Genomic DNA, 19181 nt, shown 5'->3' on the forward strand with positions numbered 1-19181 from the left:
GCGGCGCGGTGCGCGGAGCATGGTGCCCATGCTGTTCGAGGTATGGGCACCCCACGCGCACCGCGTCACGCTGGACCTGTCCGGGCGGTCCTGCGCCATGGACGCCGACCCCGCCCGCGCCGGATGGTGGCGCGCGGAGGAGGAGGCCGTCCCCGGCGACCGGTACGGCTTCGCACTGGACGACGGGCAGGTCCTGCCGGACCCCCGCGCCCGCCGCCTGCCGGACGGTCCTGAGCGGCCGGGGGCGGTGGTCGATCTCGCCGCCCACCCCTGGCGGCACCCGTGGGCCGGGCGCGGCCTGCCGGGCGCCGTGCTCTACGAGACGCACATCGGCACGTTCACCCCCGAGGGCACCTTCGACGCGGCGGCCGGGCGGCTCGCGCACCTGGCGCTGCTGGGCGTGACGCACGTCCAGCTGATGCCGGTGTGCCCCTTCCCCGGCCGCCACGGCTGGGGGTACGACGGCGTGGCGCCCTGGGCCGTGCACGAGCCGTACGGCGGCCCCGAGGCGCTCCAGCGCTTCGTGGACGCGGCGCACGGCCACGGCCTGGGCGTCGTCCTCGACGTGGTCCACAACCACCTCGGCCCCTCGGGCAACCGGCTGCCTGACTTCGGCCCGTACTTCACCGACCGCCACCACACGCCGTGGGGCTCGGCGGTGAACCTGGACGCGCCGGGCTCGGACGAGGTGCGCGCGTACTTCGTCGGCAGCGCCGTCGCGTTCCTGCGCGACTTCCGGCTGGACGGGCTCCGGCTCGACGCCGTCCACGAACTGGCCGACGACCGCGCCGAGCACCTGCTCGCCCAGCTGTCCGCCGAGGTGGACCTGCTGGCCGCCGAGGTGGGCAGGCCGCTGTTCCTGATCGCCGAGTCCGACCGCAACGACCCGCGCACCACGGCCCAGCGCGACCGGAACGGCCTCGGCATCCACGGCCAGTGGAACGACGACTTCCACCACGCCCTGCACGCCGCGCTGACCGGCGAGTCCCAGGGCTACTACGCCGACTTCGCCCGCGCCCCGCTCGACGCCCTGGCCGCCACCCTGACGCGCGGCTTCTTCCACGACGGCGGCTGGTCCGCGTTCCGCGACAGGTCGCACGGCCGCCCGCTCGACCCGGCGACGCCCGCGTACCGGCTGGTGGGGTACGACCAGACGCACGACCAGATCGGCAACCGCGCGCTGGGCGACCGGCTGGCCGCGCTGGTCGGCCCCAGGCGGCAGGCGCTGGGGGCGGCGCTGGTGCTGTGCGGGCCGTTCACGCCGATGCTGTTCATGGGCGAGGAGTGGGGCGCGACGACGCCGTGGCAGTACTTCACCGACCATCAGGACCCCGACCTCGCCGAGGCCGTACGGTCAGGGCGGCGGCGGGAGTTCGGGGGGCACGGGTGGGCGGAGGCCGAGATCCCCGACCCGCAGGACCAGGCGACGCGCGACCGCTCCTGCCTGGCCTGGCCCGACGGTGAGGACGGCAAGGGCGACGCGGCGTGGCTGCTGGACTGGCACCGGCGGCTGATCGCGCTGCGCCACCGCTACCTGCCCGCCGACCTGACCCTGGCGGACGTGACGGCCCTGCACGACCAGGAGGCGGGCTGGCTGCTCGTCCACGCCGGGCCGCTGACGGTGGCGGCGAACTTCTCGCCCGCAGAACGGGCCCGCGTCCCGCTGGGCGGCGGGCTGTACACGCCGCTCGCCGCCTCGGACGAGGACGCGACCCGCGAACCGGACGGCCACCTGACGCTGCCGCCCGAGGCGGTGGTCGTCCTGCTGCGCGAGGACTGACGCCTCGTCAGGACCTCCCGCTCGCCGCACGCAGCGCCGCGACGGCGGCGAGGGGGTCGTCGGCGTGGAAGCGGAACACGCGGGCCGCCGCGGGCCTGCCGAGGACGCGCGTGTACGCCACCGGCGCGGTGAGCTGCACGGTGACCGTCGTCTGCCCGGCGACGGCCAGGTCGGCGACGCCGTCACCGTCCACCGCGCCCGGCCCCGTGTCGGTGAACGCGCGATCCTGCAGGACGGCGCCTATGCGATCGGCCGGGACGCGGATGTCCAGCAGGGCCCCGTACCGCAGACGCAGCGACCCGTCGGCGCCGATCACGTGCGGGCGCACGACGCAGGAGGCGTGGAGCGCAACGACGAACCAGCAGCCCCAGAGGCCGAGGGCGAGCGCGACGGCGTGGACCACGGGCCAGGGGATCAGGAAGGCGGTGGCCACGGTCTCGGCGGCGCAGACGAACAGGAGCACGAACAGGGTCCCCGTCTGCTGCCGCGCGTAGGGGACGGGGAGGCCACCGTCCTCCACGCCGTGCGGGCCCCGGCGGGCTGCCCAGCGCAACAGGCATGCCGCGAGGGTCAGTTCACGGGCGGCGTGTCCACGCAGACGCGCGGCCACCTTCGCGGACGGTCGCCCGGCCCGGCGGGGCGTCCTCATGCGGCACGCCCGGTGAGCAGCGCGACGGCGCGGCGTACGACCGCCGCCTGGGCGGGAGCGTACTCGGCGAAGAACGCGTCCGCGAACCCGCCCTCCCCACCGCCGTCCCTCGCACGCAGCGCCCGCGCCACCGTGTCGGGGACGATCCCGGCGATGTCCCGCGCGACCTCCTCCACCCGTGGGTCGTCCTCGGCGGCCCCGGCCAGCTCGTCCATCCGCGCGTGGACGCGGCGTACCGCATCCGGGTCGGCGGCGAGGGCGTGCTCCAGCTCCGTGAGCCATGCGCCGCCGTCCCCGTGCGGGCCGGTCCCGAGCAGGGCCAGCAGCTCACGCTCGCGGGCCGCCGTCGCGGACGAGGCGTCGGCCGTGTCGTCGAGGAGCGCGGCGAGTCCTGGGGCGACGACGGCCTCGGCGGACAGCCGCCCGGTCCTTCCGGCCTGCGCGATCAGCACGCCGAGCCTGGCGCGGCGGCGCCGGATGTCCTCCTCCTGGCGGGCCAGGTCGGTGTCCAGGGCGGCAAGGATCTCGACGAGGTCCTTGCCCGTGCCGTCCGCGAGGGCGTCCCGCACCTCGTCCAGGCTCATCCCGAGCGCGACGAGGCAGCGGATACGGGAGAGCGCCAAGGCGTCCCGCAGCGTGTACACGCGGTACCCGTTGGACCGTCTCGACGGCTCGGGGAGCAGCCCGAGGCGGTGGTAGTGCCGGACGGCCCGAGGGGTGACGCCGACGAGGTCCGCCAGTTCTCCGATGCGCATGGGCGCCAGTAGAGACGTTGCCGCCGCGTCAAGGTCAAGCGGGCCGGGTCGGGGCCGTCAGGTGTCCAGCGCGAGCCGTATCCCCAGGGCGATCATCACACCGCCCGAGACCTGCTCCAGACGGCGCCGCACGCCCGGCCGCGACAGCGCGGCCGACAGACGGCTGACGCCCCAGACGTAGCAGGAGTAGAAGCCGACCTCGAAGACGGCCCAGAACGCCGCCAGCGCCACCATCGACGCGAAGTGCGGCGCCCCCTCCGGCACGAACTGCGGGAGGAACGCCAGGGCGAAGATGCCCGCCTTCGGGTTGGCGAGGTTGAGCAGCAGCCCCGCCCGGTAGTCCCGCAGGTCGGTGGGCTCCGCGGTGCGTACGGCCGGAGTGAGCCCGGCGAGGTCGCCGCGCCGGGCGGCGCGCAGCGCCTGGACGCCGAAGCCGAGGAGGACGACCGCGCCGACGACGTGGATGACGTCGTACGCCACCTCGGACGCCTCAAGGACGGCGGTCAGGCCGAGCGCCGCGCACAGGCCCCAGACGAAGACGCCGCTCTCGTTGCCGAGCACCGTCCACATACCCGCCCTGCGGCTGCGGAGCGACTGCCGGACGATGAGCACGGTGCTGGGACCAGGCGAGAGGGCGATCAGCGTGCAGGCGCCGAGGAACGCCGCGAAGTTGCTCCACATGGGGGACAGTCTGGCCGCCAGCCCCTGGGGCGGCGACGGCTTTTCCGTGCCGGGGAGGGGTAGCCTCCGCCGATGATCGACACGACACAACCGCGCTACGACGTGCTCGTGGTGGGCGGCTCAGGGGTGGACACGATCGTCCGCGTGGACGAGCTGGCGGTCCCGGGCGGCGACGCGGTGGGCGTCCCGCCCATCAGGGACTACGTCGCCCACACCGGCACGGGCGCGGCCCTCGGCTTCCACGCCCTCGGCCGCAGGACCCAGTTCATCGACTTCCTGGGCGACGACCTCCAGGGCGCGCAGGTCCGCGAACGGTTCGCCGCCGCCGGGGTCGCCCTCGACACGCTGCACGCGCCGAACGGCACGCCCCGCAGCGTCAACCTGGTGGACGCGCGGGGGCGCCGCTTCTCGTTCTACGACGGGCGGCATCCGGCCGACCTGCTGATGCCGCTCGACTTCGCGCTGGCCCACGCGATCCGCGCGCGTCATGTCCACGTCTCCCGCAGCCACTTCAACCGCGAGCTGCTGGGCGAGCTGGCGGAGCGCGGCATCCCGACGTCCACCGACCTGCACGCCTGGGACGGCACCGACCCCGCCGCGCTGCCCTGGGCGCTGACCCCCGACGCCGTCTTCCTCAGCGCCGCGGCGGCGGGCGAGCGGGTGGGCGACGTGATGCGGATGATCCTGGACGAGGGGCGGGCGCGCGTCGTGGTCGCGACCGACGGCGAGCGCGGCGCGTACGTGCTGGACGCCGCCGCGGGCGGCACGGTGCGGCACCACCCGGCCGTCGTCCCGCCGCTGCCCGTGGTGGACAGCAACGGGGCGGGCGACGCGTTCCTGACGGCGTTCCTGCACAGCAGGCTGGACGGCGCCCCGCCGGACGCGTGCGCGCTGGCCGGGCTGGTGTCCGGCGCGTTCGCCTGCACGCGGCACGGGACGCACGAACGCCAGATCACCGCCGCGGAGCTGGCCGCGGCGGTGAGCGAGCTGAACGGGCTCAGGCCGCCGTCGGGCCCGACGACGCCTGCGGATCGTCCGTCTCCAGCCGGATGGCGATGGAGTTGATGCAGTACCGCAGGTCGGTGGGCGTGTCGTAGCCCTCGCCCTCGAAGACGTGCCCGAGGTGCGAGCCGCAGGTGGCGCACAGCACCTCGGTGCGCGGCCGTCCCGGCAGGGAGGTGTCGGTGCGCGTCTCGACGGCGTCGCTCTGCGCCGGGTCGTAGAACGACGGCCAGCCGCAGTGCGACTCGAACTTCTCGCCGGAGCGGAACAGCTCGGCGCCGCAGGCCCGGCAGTTGTAGACGCCGACGGTCGTCGTGTCGGTGTACTCGCCGGTGAAGGCGCGCTCGGTGCCCGCCTGGCGGAGCACCTGGTACTCCTCGCCCGACAGCTCCCTGCGCCACTCCTCGTCGGACTTCTCGACCTTGTATGCCACGGGGGTCTCTCCTTACCTCACGCTTCCGCCGGGCGCCTCACGCGCCGAGCCGGGCCAGGACGACGGGACCGAGGTCCGTCACGTCGCCCGCGCCCATGGTGACAACCAGATCGCCGGGTTTCGCCATTCCCGCGACGGTGTCGGCCACCGTGTCCCGGGCGGGGGCCGGACGGACGTCGGCCCCGGCGGCGCGTGCGGCGTCGGTGATCAGCGCGCTGGTGACGCCGGGGATCGGGTCCTCGCGCGCCGGGTAGATGTCGAGGACGAGGGAGGCGTCGGCCAGCGCGAGCGCCTGCCCCATCTCGGTGCCCAGCTCACGCGTCCGGCTGAACAGGTGCGGCTGGAACACGATCAGCACGCGCCCCCCCGCCCCCTCGGCGGCGCCGCGCAGGGCGTCGATGTCGGCGGTCATCTCGGTCGGGTGGTGGGCGTAGGAGTCGATGACCTGGACGCCGTTCGCCTCGCCGATGACCTGGAGGCGGCGGCGGACACCGGTGTACGAGCCGAGCGCGGCGGCGAGCCCGGCGGCCGGGACCCCGGCCGCGACGCCCGCGGCCAGGGCGGCGACGGCGTTGTGCGCGTAGTGGCGGCCCGGCACGGAGACGCGGAACGTCAGCTCCTCACGCCCCTCCCCCGTGTCCAGCTCGACCGTGACGTCGCTGGTCAGCCCGACGGGCCGCACCCGCAGGACGCGCACGTCCGCCTCGGCCGCCTCCCCGTAGGTGACGATCCGCGGCCCGGCGCGGCCCGCGAGGCGGGCGGTCAGCTCGCGCGCGCCCGCCTGGTCGGCGTTCACGACGAGCGTGCCGCCGGGCACGATGCGGTCCGCGAACTGCTCGAACGACGCCTGGACCTCCTCAAGGGACGCGTAGTTCGCGTGGTGGTCCAACTCGACGTTGAGCACGACGGCGACCTCGGGCGCGTACCGGTGGAAGCTGCGGTCGCTCTCGTCCGCCTCGGCGACGAACAGGTCGCCGTCGCCGTGCTCCGCGTTGGAGCCGGGCGCGTCGAGGTCGCCGCCGATGGCGTAGGAGGGCGCGAGGCCCAGGGCGGTGAGGGCGACGGCGAGCATGGAGGTCGTCGTCGTCTTGCCGTGCGTGCCGGCCACGGCGACGGCGCGGTGGTCCGCCATCAGCGCGGCCAGCGCGTCGGAGCGGTGCACGACGGGCAGGCCCCGGCGTGCGGCCTCGGCCAGTTCCGGGTTGTCCTGCCGGATGGCGCTGGAGACGACGACCGCCGTCGCGTCGGGTGCCAGCTGGTCCGCCGCGTGGCCGACGTGCACGCGGACCCCGGCCGAGCGCAGCGCGGTGGCGGTCGCGGAGTCACGGTGGTCGCTGCCCGCCACGGCGGCGCCGCGCCGGGCCAGGATCTTGGCGATGCCCGACATCCCGGCGCCGCCGATGCCGACGAAGTGGGGCCGTTCCAGCACGGGCGGGACGGCCGGTGTCATGCGCGTCGCTCCTGACAACGAGGGGGCTCCTGACATCGAAGGGGGCGTCACCGGCCGGGCCGTCCCGGCCGGTGCGGCGATTCTCGCACCAGGCCGCGCGCGGGTCGCCCCGGACTCATCCGGCGTGCGCGAAGAGTCGCAGGACCGGGACGCCGACCTTGTGCCGGGCCCGCGAGGCCCAGTCGCGGTGGAACAGTTCCTCGACGTAGTGCGGCGCGGTGAGGACCACCACCTCGTCGGCGCCGGTCTCGCGCACCACCGCCGTCAGCACGTCGAGCGGGTGGTCGTCGATCAGCCGTCCCTCCGCCTCGGCGCCCGCCGCCCGCAGCGCGGCCAGCGAGTGGCGCAGGGCGACGGCGGCGGGCGAGTCGGGCTCGCCCTCGGGGGCGGCGGCGCCCTCCGGCACGTCCGCCTCGCGCACGGCCCTGCCGAACTCGCCGAGCGCCACGTCGTCCAGCGCCCGCAGCAGCTGGTCCTGGTCGCCCCGGGGCTGCATCAGGACCACGACGGACTGCGGCTCGTCCTCGTGCAGCGTGGTGACGAGGTCCACGTCGGTGGGCGCGATCGCCTTCTCGATCATCAGGATTGTCGTGACCATCTGTGCGCCCTTCGTCGAAACCGGACCCCGCGCGCTCCGGCAGAAACCATCCTTCCCCCGGGGCGTACGGGATGTCGCGTTGTTCAGTCTGCCCATGACGGGCGAAGCGGAACGTCGGCTTCCGGGACCGCAGGGGCGGTCCGGAGCCCGTCGCGCGGCTTCACGGCGCCCTGAGCACCCGGGCGTGTACCCCGCGAATGCCGGGGGGAGTCAACAGCCGGGCGGGTGAATTCGCTCTCCCGGGTGGCGGGCGCGCGGCTCAGGCCCGGCGGTAGCGCGCGAACAGGAAGCCCGCGTCCTCCAGCAGGTCCGTGAGCGCCATCGCGCGCGGGTCGGCGATCTCCGGGCCGCTCATCAGGCGCGGCGCCGTGCCGACCGTGTAGCGCGGCGACGTGGCCAGGCACAGCTCGTCCACCACCCCGGCGGCGGCGAGCTGCCCGAGGAGCCGCGGGCCGCCCTCGGTCAGCAGCCGCGTGTACCCGCGCGCGACCAGCTCACGCTTCAGCCGTACGGGGTCCACGCCCGCCTCGTCACCCGCCGTGACGACCTCGACGCCCGCCGCGTGCGCCGCGGCGAGCCCGGCGTGCGGCGCCCGCGCGCCCGTGACGACGAGGGTGGGCACCACCGGCTCGGTGAACAGCGGCAGTGAGAAGTCCAGGTGCAGGCTCGCGCTGACGACGGCGATCGCGGGCGCGGACGTCTGCCCGGCCGCCCGCCGCCGCTCGGCGAACTCGGGCCGCCGCCGCGCCGGGCGGTACTGCTCCTCGCGCACCGTCTCGGCCCCCACGACGACGACGTCCGCGAGCTGCCGCAGCACGCCGAAGATCCGCATGTCGGTCGCGCTGGAGAGCGGCTTGGAGCGGCCCCCGTGGTGCGCGGCGCCGTCGAGCGAGGACACCATGTCGGCGCGCAGCCAGCCGTCCGCCGTGTGCGGCGCGTCGGGGTAGGCGTACGCGTCGGCGATCTCGGTCAGGTCCCACTCGCGGTCGGTGGTCGCGTCCGGGTCCTTCGAGGCGGGGAACAGGCGTCGCATGCGCCGCAGTGTGGCACACGCCCCACCGGCGGCCGGGGGCACGGGCCGCCCGTAGACTGGGAGATTGTGTCCACGCCCCGCACGTCCGAGCCCACGGGACCGGTGGCCCTCGCCGGTCGCGAGCCCCATGTCCCGCCCGAGCGGCTGGTCGCCGAACTCGTCCCGCCGCCGCGCTTCGACTCCGCGCGGTTCGACACGTACATGCCCGACCCGGCGCAGCCGGGCCAGGCGGCGGCAGTGAAGGCGCTGGGCGACTTCGCCTCGACGCTCGGCGAGGGCACGGACGGCGCCGACACGGCCGGACGCGGCCTGTGGCGCCGCGTGCTCCGCCCCGCCCCCCGGCGCCAGGAGGGCCCGCGCGGCGTCTACCTGGACGGCGGGTACGGCGTCGGCAAGACGCACCTGCTCGCCTCGCTGTGGCACGCGGTCCCCGCCCCGCCGGAGCGCAAGGCGTTCGGCACCTTCGTGGAGCTGACGAACCTGGTCGGCGCCCTCGGCTTCCAGCAGACCGTGGCGACGCTCTCCGGCCACCGCCTGCTGTGCATCGACGAGTTCGAGCTGGACGACCCGGGCGACACCGTGCTCGTCTCCTCGCTGCTGTCGCGGCTGGTCGAGGCGGGCGTGGCGCTGGCCGCCACCTCCAACACGCTGCCGGGCAAGCTGGGCGAGGGACGGTTCGCCGCCGCCGACTTCCTGCGCGAGATCCAGGGCCTGTCCGCCCACTTCCGCGCCCTGCGCATCGACGGCGAGGACTACCGGCACCGCGGCCTGCCGCAGGCGCCCCCGCCGCGCCCCGACGCGGAGGTCACCGCCGCCGCGCACGCGGTGCCCGGCGCGTCGCTGGACGACTTCGGCGTCCTCCTCGGCCACCTCGCCCGCGTCCATCCCAGCCGGTACGGCGCGCTGTGCGACGGCGTGACGGCCGTCTGCCTCACCGGCGTCCGCCCGGTCCCCGACCAGAGCACGGCGCTGCGCCTCGTGGTGCTGGCCGACCGGCTGTACGACCGTGAGCTGCCCGTCGTCGCCTCCGGCGCGCCGTTCGACCAGCTGTTCGCCCCCGAGATGCTGAACGGCGGCTACCGCAAGAAGTACCTGCGGGCGATCTCCCGGCTCACCGCGCTCGCCCGCGAGGCGGACGGACTGCCGTCCGCCTCCTGAGTGGCAGACGCGCCGGAGCGGGTACACGATCTCCCCATGGGGACTGACATACGTGACCTGCTCCGCGTCCCGCCCGGCTCGTCCGTGGACCTCTCCGCGCACGAGCCGCACGCGACACCGGGCTTCGACGGCGGGAAGAAGCAGGCGCTGCGCGAGACGGCCGACATGGCCGGGGAACTGGCCGCGCTCCAGGAGCGCCTGTACGCCGCCGCGACGGCCGGTGACCGGCGGCGGCTGCTGCTCGTCCTCCAGGGCATGGACACGTCGGGCAAGGGCGGCACGGTGAAGCACGTCGTCGGCCACTTCAACCCGGCGGGCTGCCGCATCCGGGCGTTCAAGGCGCCGACCGAGGAGGAGCGGCACCAGCACTTCCTGTGGCGGATCGGCAAGGGCCTCCCCGGCACCGGCGAGATCGGCATCTTCGACCGCTCGCACTACGAGGACGTGCTCGTCGTGCGGGTGCACGGCATGGTGCCCGAGCCGGTGTGGCAGCGGCGGTTCGACGAGATCAACGGCTGGGAGCGCGCGCTGGCGGACGACGGCGTCGTCTGGGTCAAGGTCTTCCTGCACATCAGCCCGGAGAAGCAGCGCAGCCGCCTGCTGCGGCGCCTCGACCGGGAGGACAAGCACTGGAAGCTGAGCCCGAACGACATCTCCGAGCGCGCCCTGTGGCCCGACTACCGGCGCGCGTACACCTCGGCGCTCGAACGCTGCTCGACGGACGCGGCGCCCTGGTACGTCGTCCCCGCCGACCGCAAGTGGTACCGCAACTGGGCGGTGAGCCGCCTCCTGCTCGCGCAGCTGCGGGAGATCGACCCCCGCTATCCGGCGGCGGGTTACGACGCGTCGGATCTGCGGGCCAAGTTGCACGACGAGCGGCTCGCCCCGTCCGCCCACCACTGAAAGCTCAAGTGTTCCTCTGAACATATGACCCCGCCGTTTGGCACACCCCCTGCGCGATGAACACTGACCCCGAGCGGGAGAAGCGTCATCGCACGGGGGGAGCGGCATCATGCGGCCACGGCTGGGCACGGGGATCGGCTGGCGTCCCGAGATCGCCGACGGCATCGGGGAGCTGCCGGGCATCGACTGGGTCGAGGTGGTGGCGGAGAACGTCTGCCCCGACCATCTGCCCGACGCGCTGGAGCGGTTGCGGGCGCGCGGCACCACCGTCGTGCCGCACGGTGTGTCCCTCGGGCTCGGCGACGCGTCCCGCCCCTCCCCCGCCCGGCTGGCGCGGCTGGCCTGGGTCGCGGAGGCCCTCGGCACGCCGGTCGTCACCGAGCACATCGCCTTCGTCAGGGCGGGCGGCCTGGAGGCCGGGCACCTGCTGCCCGTCCCCCGCACGTGGGACGCGCTCGACGTGCTGTGCGAGAACGTCAGGATCGCCCAGGACGCGCTGCCCGTCCCGCTCGCGCTGGAGAACATCGCGGCCGTCGTCGGCTGGCCGGACGAGGAGCTGACGGAGGGCCAGTTCCTCACGGAGCTGGTCGAGCGCACCGGCGTCGGCCTGCTCATCGACGTCGCGAACCTGCACACCAACCACGTCAACCGCGGCGAGGACCCGGCCACCGCGCTCGACACGCTGCCGCTCGACGCCCTGGCGTACGTCCACGTCGCGGGCGGTGTGGAGCGCGACGGCGTGTGGCACGACAGCCACGCCCACCCCGTCCCGCCGCAGGTGCTCGGCGTCCTCGAACTGCTGTGCAACCGCACAGAACCGCCCGGCGTCCTGCTGGAGAGGGACGAGGCGTTCCCTCCCGTCGCCGCGCTGGCGGCCGAACTGGACGACATCCGCGCCGTGCTGACGGGAGCGCGCCATGGCTGAACCCTCGCCCGGCACGTCGCCCGGCGCCACGACCGACGCCGCGCGCGAACGGCTCGGCGCCGCCCAGCACGCGCTGCTCGCCGCCCTCACCGCCGGGGCGCCCGACCCGCCCGGCTTCGACGCGGCCAGGCTCCGCGTCCAGCGTGACGTCCTCGCGGGCAAGCGCGCGGACGTCCTCGCGAAGGTCGCCCCCGAACTCCCCGTGATCCTCGGCGACTCCTACCGCCGCCTCGCCCTGGCCCACGCCAGGGCCAGGCCGCTGACCGGCGGCCACCGGCAGGACGCCGCCGCGTTCGTCCGCGCCCTGCTCACCGAAGGCGTCCCGGACGACCCCGCCGTGCGCGCCCGCCTGGCCGGATGGCTGGGCGAGGACCCCGGCACCACCCCCGCCCCGCCCGGCCGGTTCGCCCGGCTGCGGCGCGGCACGAGAACCCAGCGGAAGGCAGGGTGAGCGCCATGCTCGTCTTCGTCATCGTGGTCGTGAGCGCCCTCACGGCCTCCGTCCTGAACCTGATCCTCGCCCGCCTCCGCGCCCACCGCGCGCTGCCGACCCTGTGGGACACCACGACGCGGTCGGTCTACGAGACGGCGTTCCTCACCGGCGGGCCGCACCGCGTCGTGCAGACCGTGCTGGCCGCGATGATCTCCAAGAAGCGGCTCAGCGTCGAGGGCGGCAAGATCCACGTCAGGCGCCCGGTGGCCGACGACGCGATGGAGCGCGCGTTCCTCGCCGTCATCGGCGACGCGTGGCGCCCCTCGGCGGACCGGGTCATCGCGACGTTCGCCGCCTCGCGCGAGGTGCAGGCGATCGGCGACGCCCTGTTCACGCGGGGCCTGCTGTGGGAGCCGAGGACGCTGCGCCTCTGGCGCCGCGCCGCCCTCCTGTGCATGGTGACGGCCGGTCTGGTCACGATCTCCACGATCGTCATGACGGCCGTCACCGGGGAGGTCACGCTGATCGCCCTCATCGGCCTCACGATCCTCGTGCAGATGACCGGCTTCACGTTCCGTCCGCGCAAGGGACGGCTGACCGACCACGGCCGCTCCGCCGTGACGGGGCTGCGGCACCGTGCCCCGTTCGCCGCGGCCCAGCGGCCTGAGGTGCAGGTCGCGCTGCTCGGCCCCGCGGGGGCGAAGGACCAGGCGCTGCGGCTCCAGCTGGCCATCGCGATCCCGCTCACCCTGACCATCGCCACGTACGCCTCCGCGTCGTCGGACGGCTCGGGCGCCTTCTGGGGCGCGACGTGCGGCTCCGCGGGCGACTGGTCGGGCAACGGCGGCGGGGACAGCGGTGGAGGCCACAGCGGGGGCAGCGACCACAACGGCGGCGGGTCGAGCTGCGGCGGAGGCACCGGGGGCAGCGGCGGTGGCGGGGGCTGCGGAGGCGGCTCCAGCTGCGGCGGTGGTGGCGGCTGCGGGGGCGGCGGCGGCTGATCACGCGCCGCCCGGCCGGTGGGCGGGCACGCGCCCGTCCACCGGCGGCCGGTTCAGGCCAGCCCGGCCACCAGGTCCGCCAGCTCCCTGCGGCGGCCCGTGTAGAACGGGATCTCCTCGCGGACGTACAGGCGCGCCTTCGACGCCCGCAGGTGACGCATCAGGTCCACGATCCGGTGCAGCTCGTCGGCCTCGAACGCGAGGATCCACTCGTAGTCGCCGAGCGAGAAGGACGCCACCGTGTTGGCGCGCACGTCCGGGTAGCCGCGGGCCATCTTCCCGTGCTCGGCCAGCAGCTGCCGCCGCTCCTCGTCCGGCAGCAGGTACCAGTCGTACGAGCGCACGAACGGGTAGACGCTGACGTACTCGCGCGGCGTCTCGTCGGCGAGGAACGCCGGGATGTGCGACTTGTTGAACTCGGCGGGCCTGTGCAGCGCCATGTTCGACCAGACCGGTACGAGCGCCCGCCCGAGCCGCGTGCGGCGGAAGCGGTTGTACGCCTCCTGGAGCGCCTCGGACGTCGCCGCGTGCCACCAGATCATCACATCGGCGTCGGCGCGCAGCCCGGACAGGTCGTAGGTGCCGCGCACCGTCACGTCCTTGCCCGCGAGCTGGTCGAACAGCTCGGCGACCTCGTCCGCGTACCCCGCGCGGTCCTCGGGCAGCGCGTCCCGCAGCCGGAAGACGGACCAGAGCGTGTAGCGGATGACGTCGTTCAGTTCCTTGGCGCGCTTGCCGGGCGATGCAGCAGTCATGGCGTCATTGTCCCGCCTCACCCGGCGGGCTCCGCACGCGGCCCCGGCGGCAGCGCCCGCACCAGCTCCCCCGCCGCCCGCGTCGCGCTCGCGACGCACGCGGGGATGCCCACGCCGTCGTACGAGGCGCCGCACAGCCGCAGCCCCGGCAGCGCGTCCAGGTAGCCGCGCACCCGGGCCACCCGCCCCGCGTGGCCGACCGTGTACTGCGGCAGGCCGCCTGGCCAGCGGGTGACGAGGGAGTCGATCGGCTTGGCCAGCAGCCCGGCCGCCTCCCCCAGGTCCTCAAGGGCCGCCCGCACCAGGTCGTCGTCGTCCCACTCCAGCGCCCCGGCGTCGCCGAACCGCCCGGCGGAGGCGCGCAGCACGAAGACGCCGGGGTCGGCGCCCGCCGCCCAGTCCCACTTGCCCGTGGTGAAGGTGGCGGCCTTGATGACGCGGCGGTCCACGGCCGGGACGAGGAAGCCGCTGCCGCGCGGCAGCGTGCCCAGGTCGGCGCGGCGGAACGCCAGCGTGACGATCGCCATCGACGCGTACGCCACCGCCGCCAGCTCCCCGGCCGCGGCCGGTGCCTCGGCGGCCAGCAGCCGCGCGGCCCCGGCGGCCGGCAGCGCGAGGACCACGCCGTCGGCGACGAGCGAGCGCCCGTCGTCCAGCGCGGCGGCCCAGCCGCGCGCGGTGCGGCGCAGGCCCGTCACCGTGACGCCGCTCTCCAGCGCGGCGCCGCGCGTACGGCAGGAGTCGGCGAGCGCGTCGGCCAGCGTGCCGACGCCGCCGTCGAGCCCGGCGAACACCGGCTGCCCCGACGCCTTGGCCGGGGTCGCCCGCTGGACGGCGCGCACGGCGGCGAGGAGCGTGTCGTGGTCGCGGACGGCGTCGTACAGGGCGGGCACCGCCGAGCGCAGCGAGATCTGGTAGGCGTCGCCCGCGTACACGCCGCCGAGCAGCGGCTCGACGAGCCGGTCCACGACCTCGCGCCCCATCCGCTCGGCGACCAGCTGCCCGACCGCGACGTCCTCGCCGACCTCGACGGGCGGCAGCTCGCTGTCGCGCGCGATCTGCGCGAGGCCCGTGTCGGACAGCACACCGGCGAGGGCCGCGGCGGTGCCCGGCACGCCCATCACGTGCCCCTGCGGCATGGGCCGCAGGGCCCCCCGGGTCCAGATGGCCGAGCTGGTCACGGCCGGGGACCGCAGCGCGTCGGCCAGCCCGATCTCCCTGGCCAGCTCGACGGCCTCGGGTCTGCGCGCGAGGACGGACTCCGCGCCGAGATCGACCTGGACCCCGGCGACCTGTCCGGTGCGGAGCTTGCCGCCGAACCGTCCGGAGCTCTCCAGGAGGGTGACCCGGAGCCCGGCGGCCAGCAGCCGATGGGCGGCGGTGAGGCCCGTGACCCCGCCGCCGACGACGATCACATGCATGGGTCCACTGTCCCAGATGCGGGACCGTGGCCCGCGCGTGACCTCTTCGGAACCGGCCGCGCAGAACCGCGCGCACCCCCGTGCCGTCCAACCGGCGACTGTCCACGGGTAATTGAGGGGGTCCGAATGACACGTACGACGGGGACCGCACGAAGAGCGGCGCTCGCCGCCGTCCCGCTGCTCGCCGCGCTGCTGCTCGCGGGCTGCACGGGGAGCGACGGGGGCGGGGGCGGGAGCAACGCCGACAGCGACATGGCCGTCCCCGAGGCGTCGGCCGACGAGCGCGGCGCCTCGGAGGCCGAGGACGGCGGCGCCGTCGAACAGGCCACCGGCAGCGCGGCGTCCGAGGTCCTCCTCATCCGCACCGCGAGCCTGACCGTCGCGGCGGAGGACGTGCCGGAGGCGTACGCCGCGGCCGTGTCCGCCGTGACGGCGGCGGGCGGCTTCGTCAGCGCGGAGAGCACGACGGGCGATCCGTCCGGCGGCGGCGAGTGGTCCCAGGTGACGCTGCGGGTGCCGCAGGAGCGGTACGAGGGGCTGCTCGCCGACCTGTCGGCGCTCGGCGAGCTGGTGTCGCGTGACGTCTCCACCGAGGACGTGACGGAGGAGGTGGTGGACGTCGAGAGCCGCCTCGCCACCCAGCGCGAGAGCGTCGCGCGCGTCCGCGCCCTGATGGAACAGGCCGTCTCGATCGGCGACATCGTGGCCCTTGAGGCGGAACTCAGCTCCCGACAGGCGGAGTTGGAGTCGCTTGAGTCCCGCAGCGAGCAGCTGCGTGGGCAGGTGACGATGGCCACGGTCGTCCTGGAGCTGCGCGAGCCGGACGTGACGCCCGCTGAGCGCCGGTCGGACGACGAGCCGTCGATCCCGGCGGCGCTGTCCGGCGGCTGGGACGTCTTCGTGACGGGCGTCGTGTGGGCGCTCGCGACGCTGGCCGCGCTGCTGCCGTTCGCGGTGGCGACCGGCCTGGTGGCCCTCGTCGTACGGCTGGTGCGCCGCCGCCTGCCCGCACGGCCCACGCCCGCCCCGGCGGACGACCCGACGGCCCACGTCTTCCGCAGCCCGGGCACGTGACACCTCCCGGCGCGCGGCGCGCCCCCTCACCTGCGGGGACACGCCGCGCGCCGGGGCCGAGGATGCGGCGTCCGGCGTGGCCGGGCGATCGCGTGGGCGAAGCAACCACCGGGCCCCCGCGGAGACTTGCCGACACGGGCCTTCCCGTCCCGCCGCGCCGCGTCCGCGAGTTCCGGTGCGCGAGGGACGTGCGGCGGGGATTGACACCCCGGGGGTGCACTTCTACGGTCCAGACCAATCGCGGTGTCCCACTCGTCCGCCGAAGGCCCGAGGCGAGCTGTACGGCGCCGCGACCTCCGGTGCCGGGTGCCGTCCACGCCGCGTGCCCGTCCCGAAGGAGAGGTCACCCCCCACCATGGCAGTCTCCCGCCGCCGTTTCCTGGCCGCCTCGGCAGCCACCTCCGCGCTGTCCACCCTCCCGGTGGCCGCGGCCCACGCGGACACCGTCGCCCCCCTCGCCAGCCCACCGGGCGACGTGGTCGGCAAGATCACCGTCGGATACCAGGGCTGGTTCGCCGCCGCGGGCGACGGCTCCCCCATCAACGCCTGGTGGCACTGGTCCAACAACTGGGGCCAGCCGCCGTCGCCCAGCAACAACGCCCTCAAGAGCTGGCCCGACAACCGCGACTACACCCGCACCTACGCGACCGCCTACCCCAACCTGGGCAACGGTCAGCCCGCCACCGTGTTCTCCTCGCACGACGCGCAGACCGTGGACACCCACTTCCGCTGGATGCGGGAGAACAACATCGACACCGCCGCCCTCCAGCGGTTCAACCCGACCGGCGGCGAGGGCCCGGTGCGCGACGCGGTCACCGCCCGGGTCCGCACCGCGGCCGAGGCGCAGGGCCGCAAGTTCTACATCATGTACGACGTCACCAACTGGACGAACATGCAGTCGGAGATCAAGACCGACTGGCTGAACAAGATGGCGGCGTACACCTCGTCCCCCGCCTACGCCCGGCAGAACGGCCGCCCGGTGGTGGGCATATGGGGCTTCGGCTTCAACGACGCAGGACGCCCCTGGCCCCCGGCGCCGTGCCTCGACGTCATCAACTGGTTCAAGGCGCAGGGCACGTACGTCATGGGCGGCGTCCCCACCCACTGGCGGTCGGGCAACCAGGACTCGCGGCCCGGCTTCGGCGACGTCTACCGGGCCTTCAACATGATCTCGCCGTGGATGGTCGGCCGCATCTCCACCGTCGCCGACACCGACAACTTCTACCAGAACGTCAACCTGCCCGACCAGGCCGAGTGCAACGCCCGCGGCATCGACTACCAGCCGTGCGTGCTCCCCGGCGACCTCCAGGAACGGCAGCGCGCCCACGGCGACTTCATGTGGCGCCAGTTCTACAACATGGTCCGCGTCGGCGCCCAGGGCATCTACATCTCGATGTTCGACGAGTACAACGAGGGCAACCAGATCGCCAAGACCGCGGAGAACGCCTCCCAGATCCCGGCGGGCTCCGGCATCCTGGCGCTGGACGAGGACGGCACCGCCTGCTCGGCCGACTACTACCTGCGCCTCACGGGCGACGGCGGCCGGATGCTGAAGCGGGAGACGCCGCTCACCGCCGTCCGGCCCACCCGCCCGGTGCTCGGCACGACGCCCACCTCGGTCGTGACCCTGCGGGCCCGCGTCAACGGCCAGTTCGTGTCGGCGGAGAACGCCGGGGCCGCGCCGCTGATCGCCAACCGGGCCGCCGCCGGGCTCTGGGAGCGCTTCGAACTCGGCGACGTCGGCAACGGCAACATCACGCTGCGGGCGCAGGTCAACGGCCAGTACGTCTCGGCCGCCAACGCCGGGGCCGCCGCGCTGATCGCCAACCAGCCCGTCGCGCAGAGCTGGGAGACCTTCCAGCTCGTGCGGAACGGCAACGGCTCCGTCAGCCTGCGGGCCCAGGTCAACGGCCAGTACGTGACGGCGGAGAACGCGGGCGCCGCGCCGCTGATCGCCAACCGCGCGGCCATCGGCCCCTGGGAGCAGTTCGACCTGATCACCGGCTGAGCCGGACCCCGGGGCGCCGCGGCGGCGGCGCCCCGTTCCCGGCCGGGACGTCAGCGGGCCGTCTGCTCGTGGACGTACGAGACGAGGCGCGTCAGCGCGTCAGGGTCGGTCGCGGGCAGGACACCGTGGCCGAGGTTGAAGATGTGGCCGGGCAGCCCCGCGGCGGCGTCCAGCACGCGGCGGGCCTGCGTCTCGACCGCGGAGCGCGGCGCGAACAGCACGGCGGGGTCCAGGTTGCCCTGCAACGCCTTGCCGGGCCCGACCCGGCGGGCCGCCTCGTCCAGCGGCACGCGCCAGTCCACACCGACGACGTCCGCGCCCGCCTCGCCGAGCAGGCCGAGCAGCTCGCCCGTCCCGACGCCGAAGTGGATCCGCGGCACACCGTGGTGCGCGACGGCGTCGAACACCTTCCTGGACGCGGGCATCACCGAGGCGCGGTAGTCCTCGGGCGCCAGCGCGCCGACCCAGGAGTCGAAGAGCTGCACGGCCGAGGCCCCGGCCTCGATCTGCGCGGTGAGGAACGCCGAGGTGATGTCCGCGAGCCGGTCGAGCAGATCGGCCCACAGCTCCGGGTCCCCGTACATGAGGGCCTTGGTGTGCTCGTGGTTGCGTGAGGGCCCGCCCTCGACCAGGTAGCTCGCAAGGGTGAACGGGGCACCGGCGAACCCGACCAGCGGCGTGTCACCCAGCGCCGCCGTCACCATGCCGACGGCCTCGGTGATGTACGGGATGTCGTCCGGCTCCAGCGGACGCAGCCGGTCGAGGTCGGCGCGGCTGCGGATCGGCTCCGCGACGACCGGGCCGACCCCCGGCTTGATGTCGAGATCGACGCCGATGGCCTTCAGCGGGACGACGATGTCGCTGAAGTACACGGCGGCGTCCACGTCGTGCCTGCGGACCGGCTGGAGCGTGATCTCGGTGACCAGGTCGGGACGCATGCACGAGTCGAGCATCGCGACGCCCTCACGCGCCTTGCGGTACTCGGGAAGGGAACGACCGGCCTGGCGCATGAACCACACGGGCGTGTGCGGCACCGGCTCGCGGCGGCAGGCCCGGAGAAAGGGGGAGTCGGCGAGTGTCACACGCAGAAGTCTCCCACGACCGGCGGATTGACCCGCGCGC

At 74.8% G+C, this 19181-nt stretch carries 17 protein-coding genes and 1 pseudogene; 8 read left to right on the forward strand and 10 right to left on the reverse strand.

The annotated features are described in order from the left end of the window. The first annotated feature begins 28 nt into the window (after nucleotides 1–28). A complete protein-coding gene (gene treZ, locus IF27_RS20895) occupies nucleotides 29–1780 on the forward strand; it encodes a malto-oligosyltrehalose trehalohydrolase (protein ID WP_052851217.1) in 1752 nt (583 codons plus the stop codon). Nucleotides 1781–1787: 7 nt separating this feature from the next. Here treZ and IF27_RS20900 read toward each other — a convergent pair whose 3' ends face one another. Genes IF27_RS20900 through IF27_RS20910 form a run of 3 tightly spaced genes read right to left on the reverse strand, consistent with a single transcriptional unit; the run spans nucleotide 1788 to nucleotide 3865 of the window. Then, nucleotides 1788–2390 carry a hypothetical protein gene (locus IF27_RS20900; protein ID WP_223291138.1) on the reverse strand — a complete coding sequence of 201 codons (603 nt, stop codon included), beginning with the start codon at nucleotides 2388–2390 and terminating at the stop codon, nucleotides 1788–1790. Nucleotides 2391–2425: 35 nt separating this feature from the next. Then, entirely contained in the window at nucleotides 2426–3184 is a 759-nt protein-coding gene (locus IF27_RS20905; protein WP_052851218.1) for a MerR family transcriptional regulator, read from the reverse strand. Between the two features lie 57 nt (nucleotides 3185–3241). Continuing rightward, a complete protein-coding gene (locus IF27_RS20910) occupies nucleotides 3242–3865 on the reverse strand; it encodes a LysE family translocator (protein ID WP_052851219.1) in 624 nt (207 codons plus the stop codon). Nucleotides 3866–3937: 72 nt separating this feature from the next. On the opposite strand from IF27_RS20910, the gene IF27_RS20915 reads away from it, so the two are divergent. Then, nucleotides 3938–4930, forward strand: coding sequence for a carbohydrate kinase family protein (locus IF27_RS20915; protein ID WP_110946099.1), 993 nt, complete (start codon nucleotides 3938–3940; stop codon nucleotides 4928–4930). Here the strand turns inward: IF27_RS20915 and msrB are convergent. The 4 genes from msrB to IF27_RS20935 form a co-directional block, all read right to left on the reverse strand. Next, complete coding sequence (msrB, locus tag IF27_RS20920; protein ID WP_052851220.1) at nucleotides 4863–5300, reverse strand: peptide-methionine (R)-S-oxide reductase MsrB; 438 nt, start codon at nucleotides 5298–5300, stop codon at nucleotides 4863–4865. The two genes, IF27_RS20915 and msrB, sit on opposite strands and share 68 nt — an antisense overlap. Nucleotides 5301–5337: 37 nt before the next feature. Next, complete coding sequence (gene murC, locus IF27_RS20925; protein WP_052851221.1) at nucleotides 5338–6750, reverse strand: UDP-N-acetylmuramate--L-alanine ligase; 1413 nt, start codon at nucleotides 6748–6750, stop codon at nucleotides 5338–5340. Between the two features lie 115 nt (nucleotides 6751–6865). After that, nucleotides 6866–7330 carry an indole-3-glycerol phosphate synthase gene (locus IF27_RS20930; protein ID WP_190233069.1) on the reverse strand — a complete coding sequence of 155 codons (465 nt, stop codon included), beginning with the start codon at nucleotides 7328–7330 and terminating at the stop codon, nucleotides 6866–6868. Between the two features lie 277 nt (nucleotides 7331–7607). Then, on the reverse strand, nucleotides 7608–8381 hold the full coding sequence (locus tag IF27_RS20935; protein ID WP_052851223.1) for a pyrimidine reductase family protein: 774 nt from the start codon (nucleotides 8379–8381) through the stop codon (nucleotides 7608–7610). A 66-nt stretch (nucleotides 8382–8447) separates the two neighbouring features. Between IF27_RS20935 and zapE the strand changes: the two genes are divergently transcribed. The 4 genes and pseudogenes from zapE (at nucleotide 8448) to IF27_RS20955 (ending at nucleotide 12801) form a co-directional block, all read left to right on the forward strand. Continuing rightward, nucleotides 8448–9539, forward strand: coding sequence for a cell division protein ZapE (gene zapE / locus IF27_RS20940; protein WP_052851224.1), 1092 nt, complete (start codon nucleotides 8448–8450; stop codon nucleotides 9537–9539). Between the two features lie 36 nt (nucleotides 9540–9575). Then, a complete protein-coding gene (locus IF27_RS20945) occupies nucleotides 9576–10442 on the forward strand; it encodes a PPK2 family polyphosphate kinase (protein WP_052851225.1) in 867 nt (288 codons plus the stop codon). 109 nt (nucleotides 10443–10551) lie between these two features. Further along, a pseudogene (locus IF27_RS20950) lies at nucleotides 10552–11818 on the forward strand (MbnB/TglH/ChrH family RiPP precursor modification enzyme). A gap of 5 nt (nucleotides 11819–11823) precedes the next feature. After that, nucleotides 11824–12801 carry a TIGR04222 domain-containing membrane protein gene (locus tag IF27_RS20955; protein ID WP_223291151.1) on the forward strand — a complete coding sequence of 326 codons (978 nt, stop codon included), beginning with the start codon at nucleotides 11824–11826 and terminating at the stop codon, nucleotides 12799–12801. 53 nt (nucleotides 12802–12854) lie between these two features. On the opposite strand, the gene hemQ is transcribed toward IF27_RS20955, so the two are convergent. Beyond that, nucleotides 12855–13556, reverse strand: a complete 702-nt coding sequence (gene hemQ, locus IF27_RS20960; RefSeq protein WP_052851227.1) for a hydrogen peroxide-dependent heme synthase — start codon at nucleotides 13554–13556, stop codon at nucleotides 12855–12857. A 17-nt stretch (nucleotides 13557–13573) separates the two neighbouring features. Then, nucleotides 13574–14977 (reverse strand): protoporphyrinogen oxidase, encoded by a 1404-nt coding sequence (gene hemG / locus IF27_RS20965; RefSeq protein WP_110946101.1) that lies wholly within the window; start codon nucleotides 14975–14977, stop codon nucleotides 13574–13576. Between the two features lie 126 nt (nucleotides 14978–15103). On the opposite strand from hemG, the gene IF27_RS20970 reads away from it, so the two are divergent. Both IF27_RS20970 and IF27_RS20975 read left to right on the forward strand, forming a co-directional pair. Beyond that, nucleotides 15104–16051, forward strand: coding sequence for a DUF4349 domain-containing protein (locus IF27_RS20970; protein WP_052851228.1), 948 nt, complete (start codon nucleotides 15104–15106; stop codon nucleotides 16049–16051). Between the two features lie 355 nt (nucleotides 16052–16406). Then, nucleotides 16407–18059, forward strand: a complete 1653-nt coding sequence (locus IF27_RS20975) for a DUF7910 domain-containing protein (RefSeq protein ID WP_052851229.1) — start codon at nucleotides 16407–16409, stop codon at nucleotides 18057–18059. Between the two features lie 50 nt (nucleotides 18060–18109). Here IF27_RS20975 and hemE read toward each other — a convergent pair whose 3' ends face one another. Continuing rightward, nucleotides 18110–19147, reverse strand: coding sequence for a uroporphyrinogen decarboxylase (hemE, locus tag IF27_RS20980; RefSeq protein ID WP_052851436.1), 1038 nt, complete (start codon nucleotides 19145–19147; stop codon nucleotides 18110–18112). Nucleotides 19148–19181 lie beyond the last annotated feature (34 nt).

The sequence above is a fragment of the Streptomyces avicenniae genome, from assembly GCF_000719135.1.
Lineage (GTDB): Bacteria > Actinomycetota > Actinomycetes > Streptomycetales > Streptomycetaceae > Streptomyces > Streptomyces avicenniae.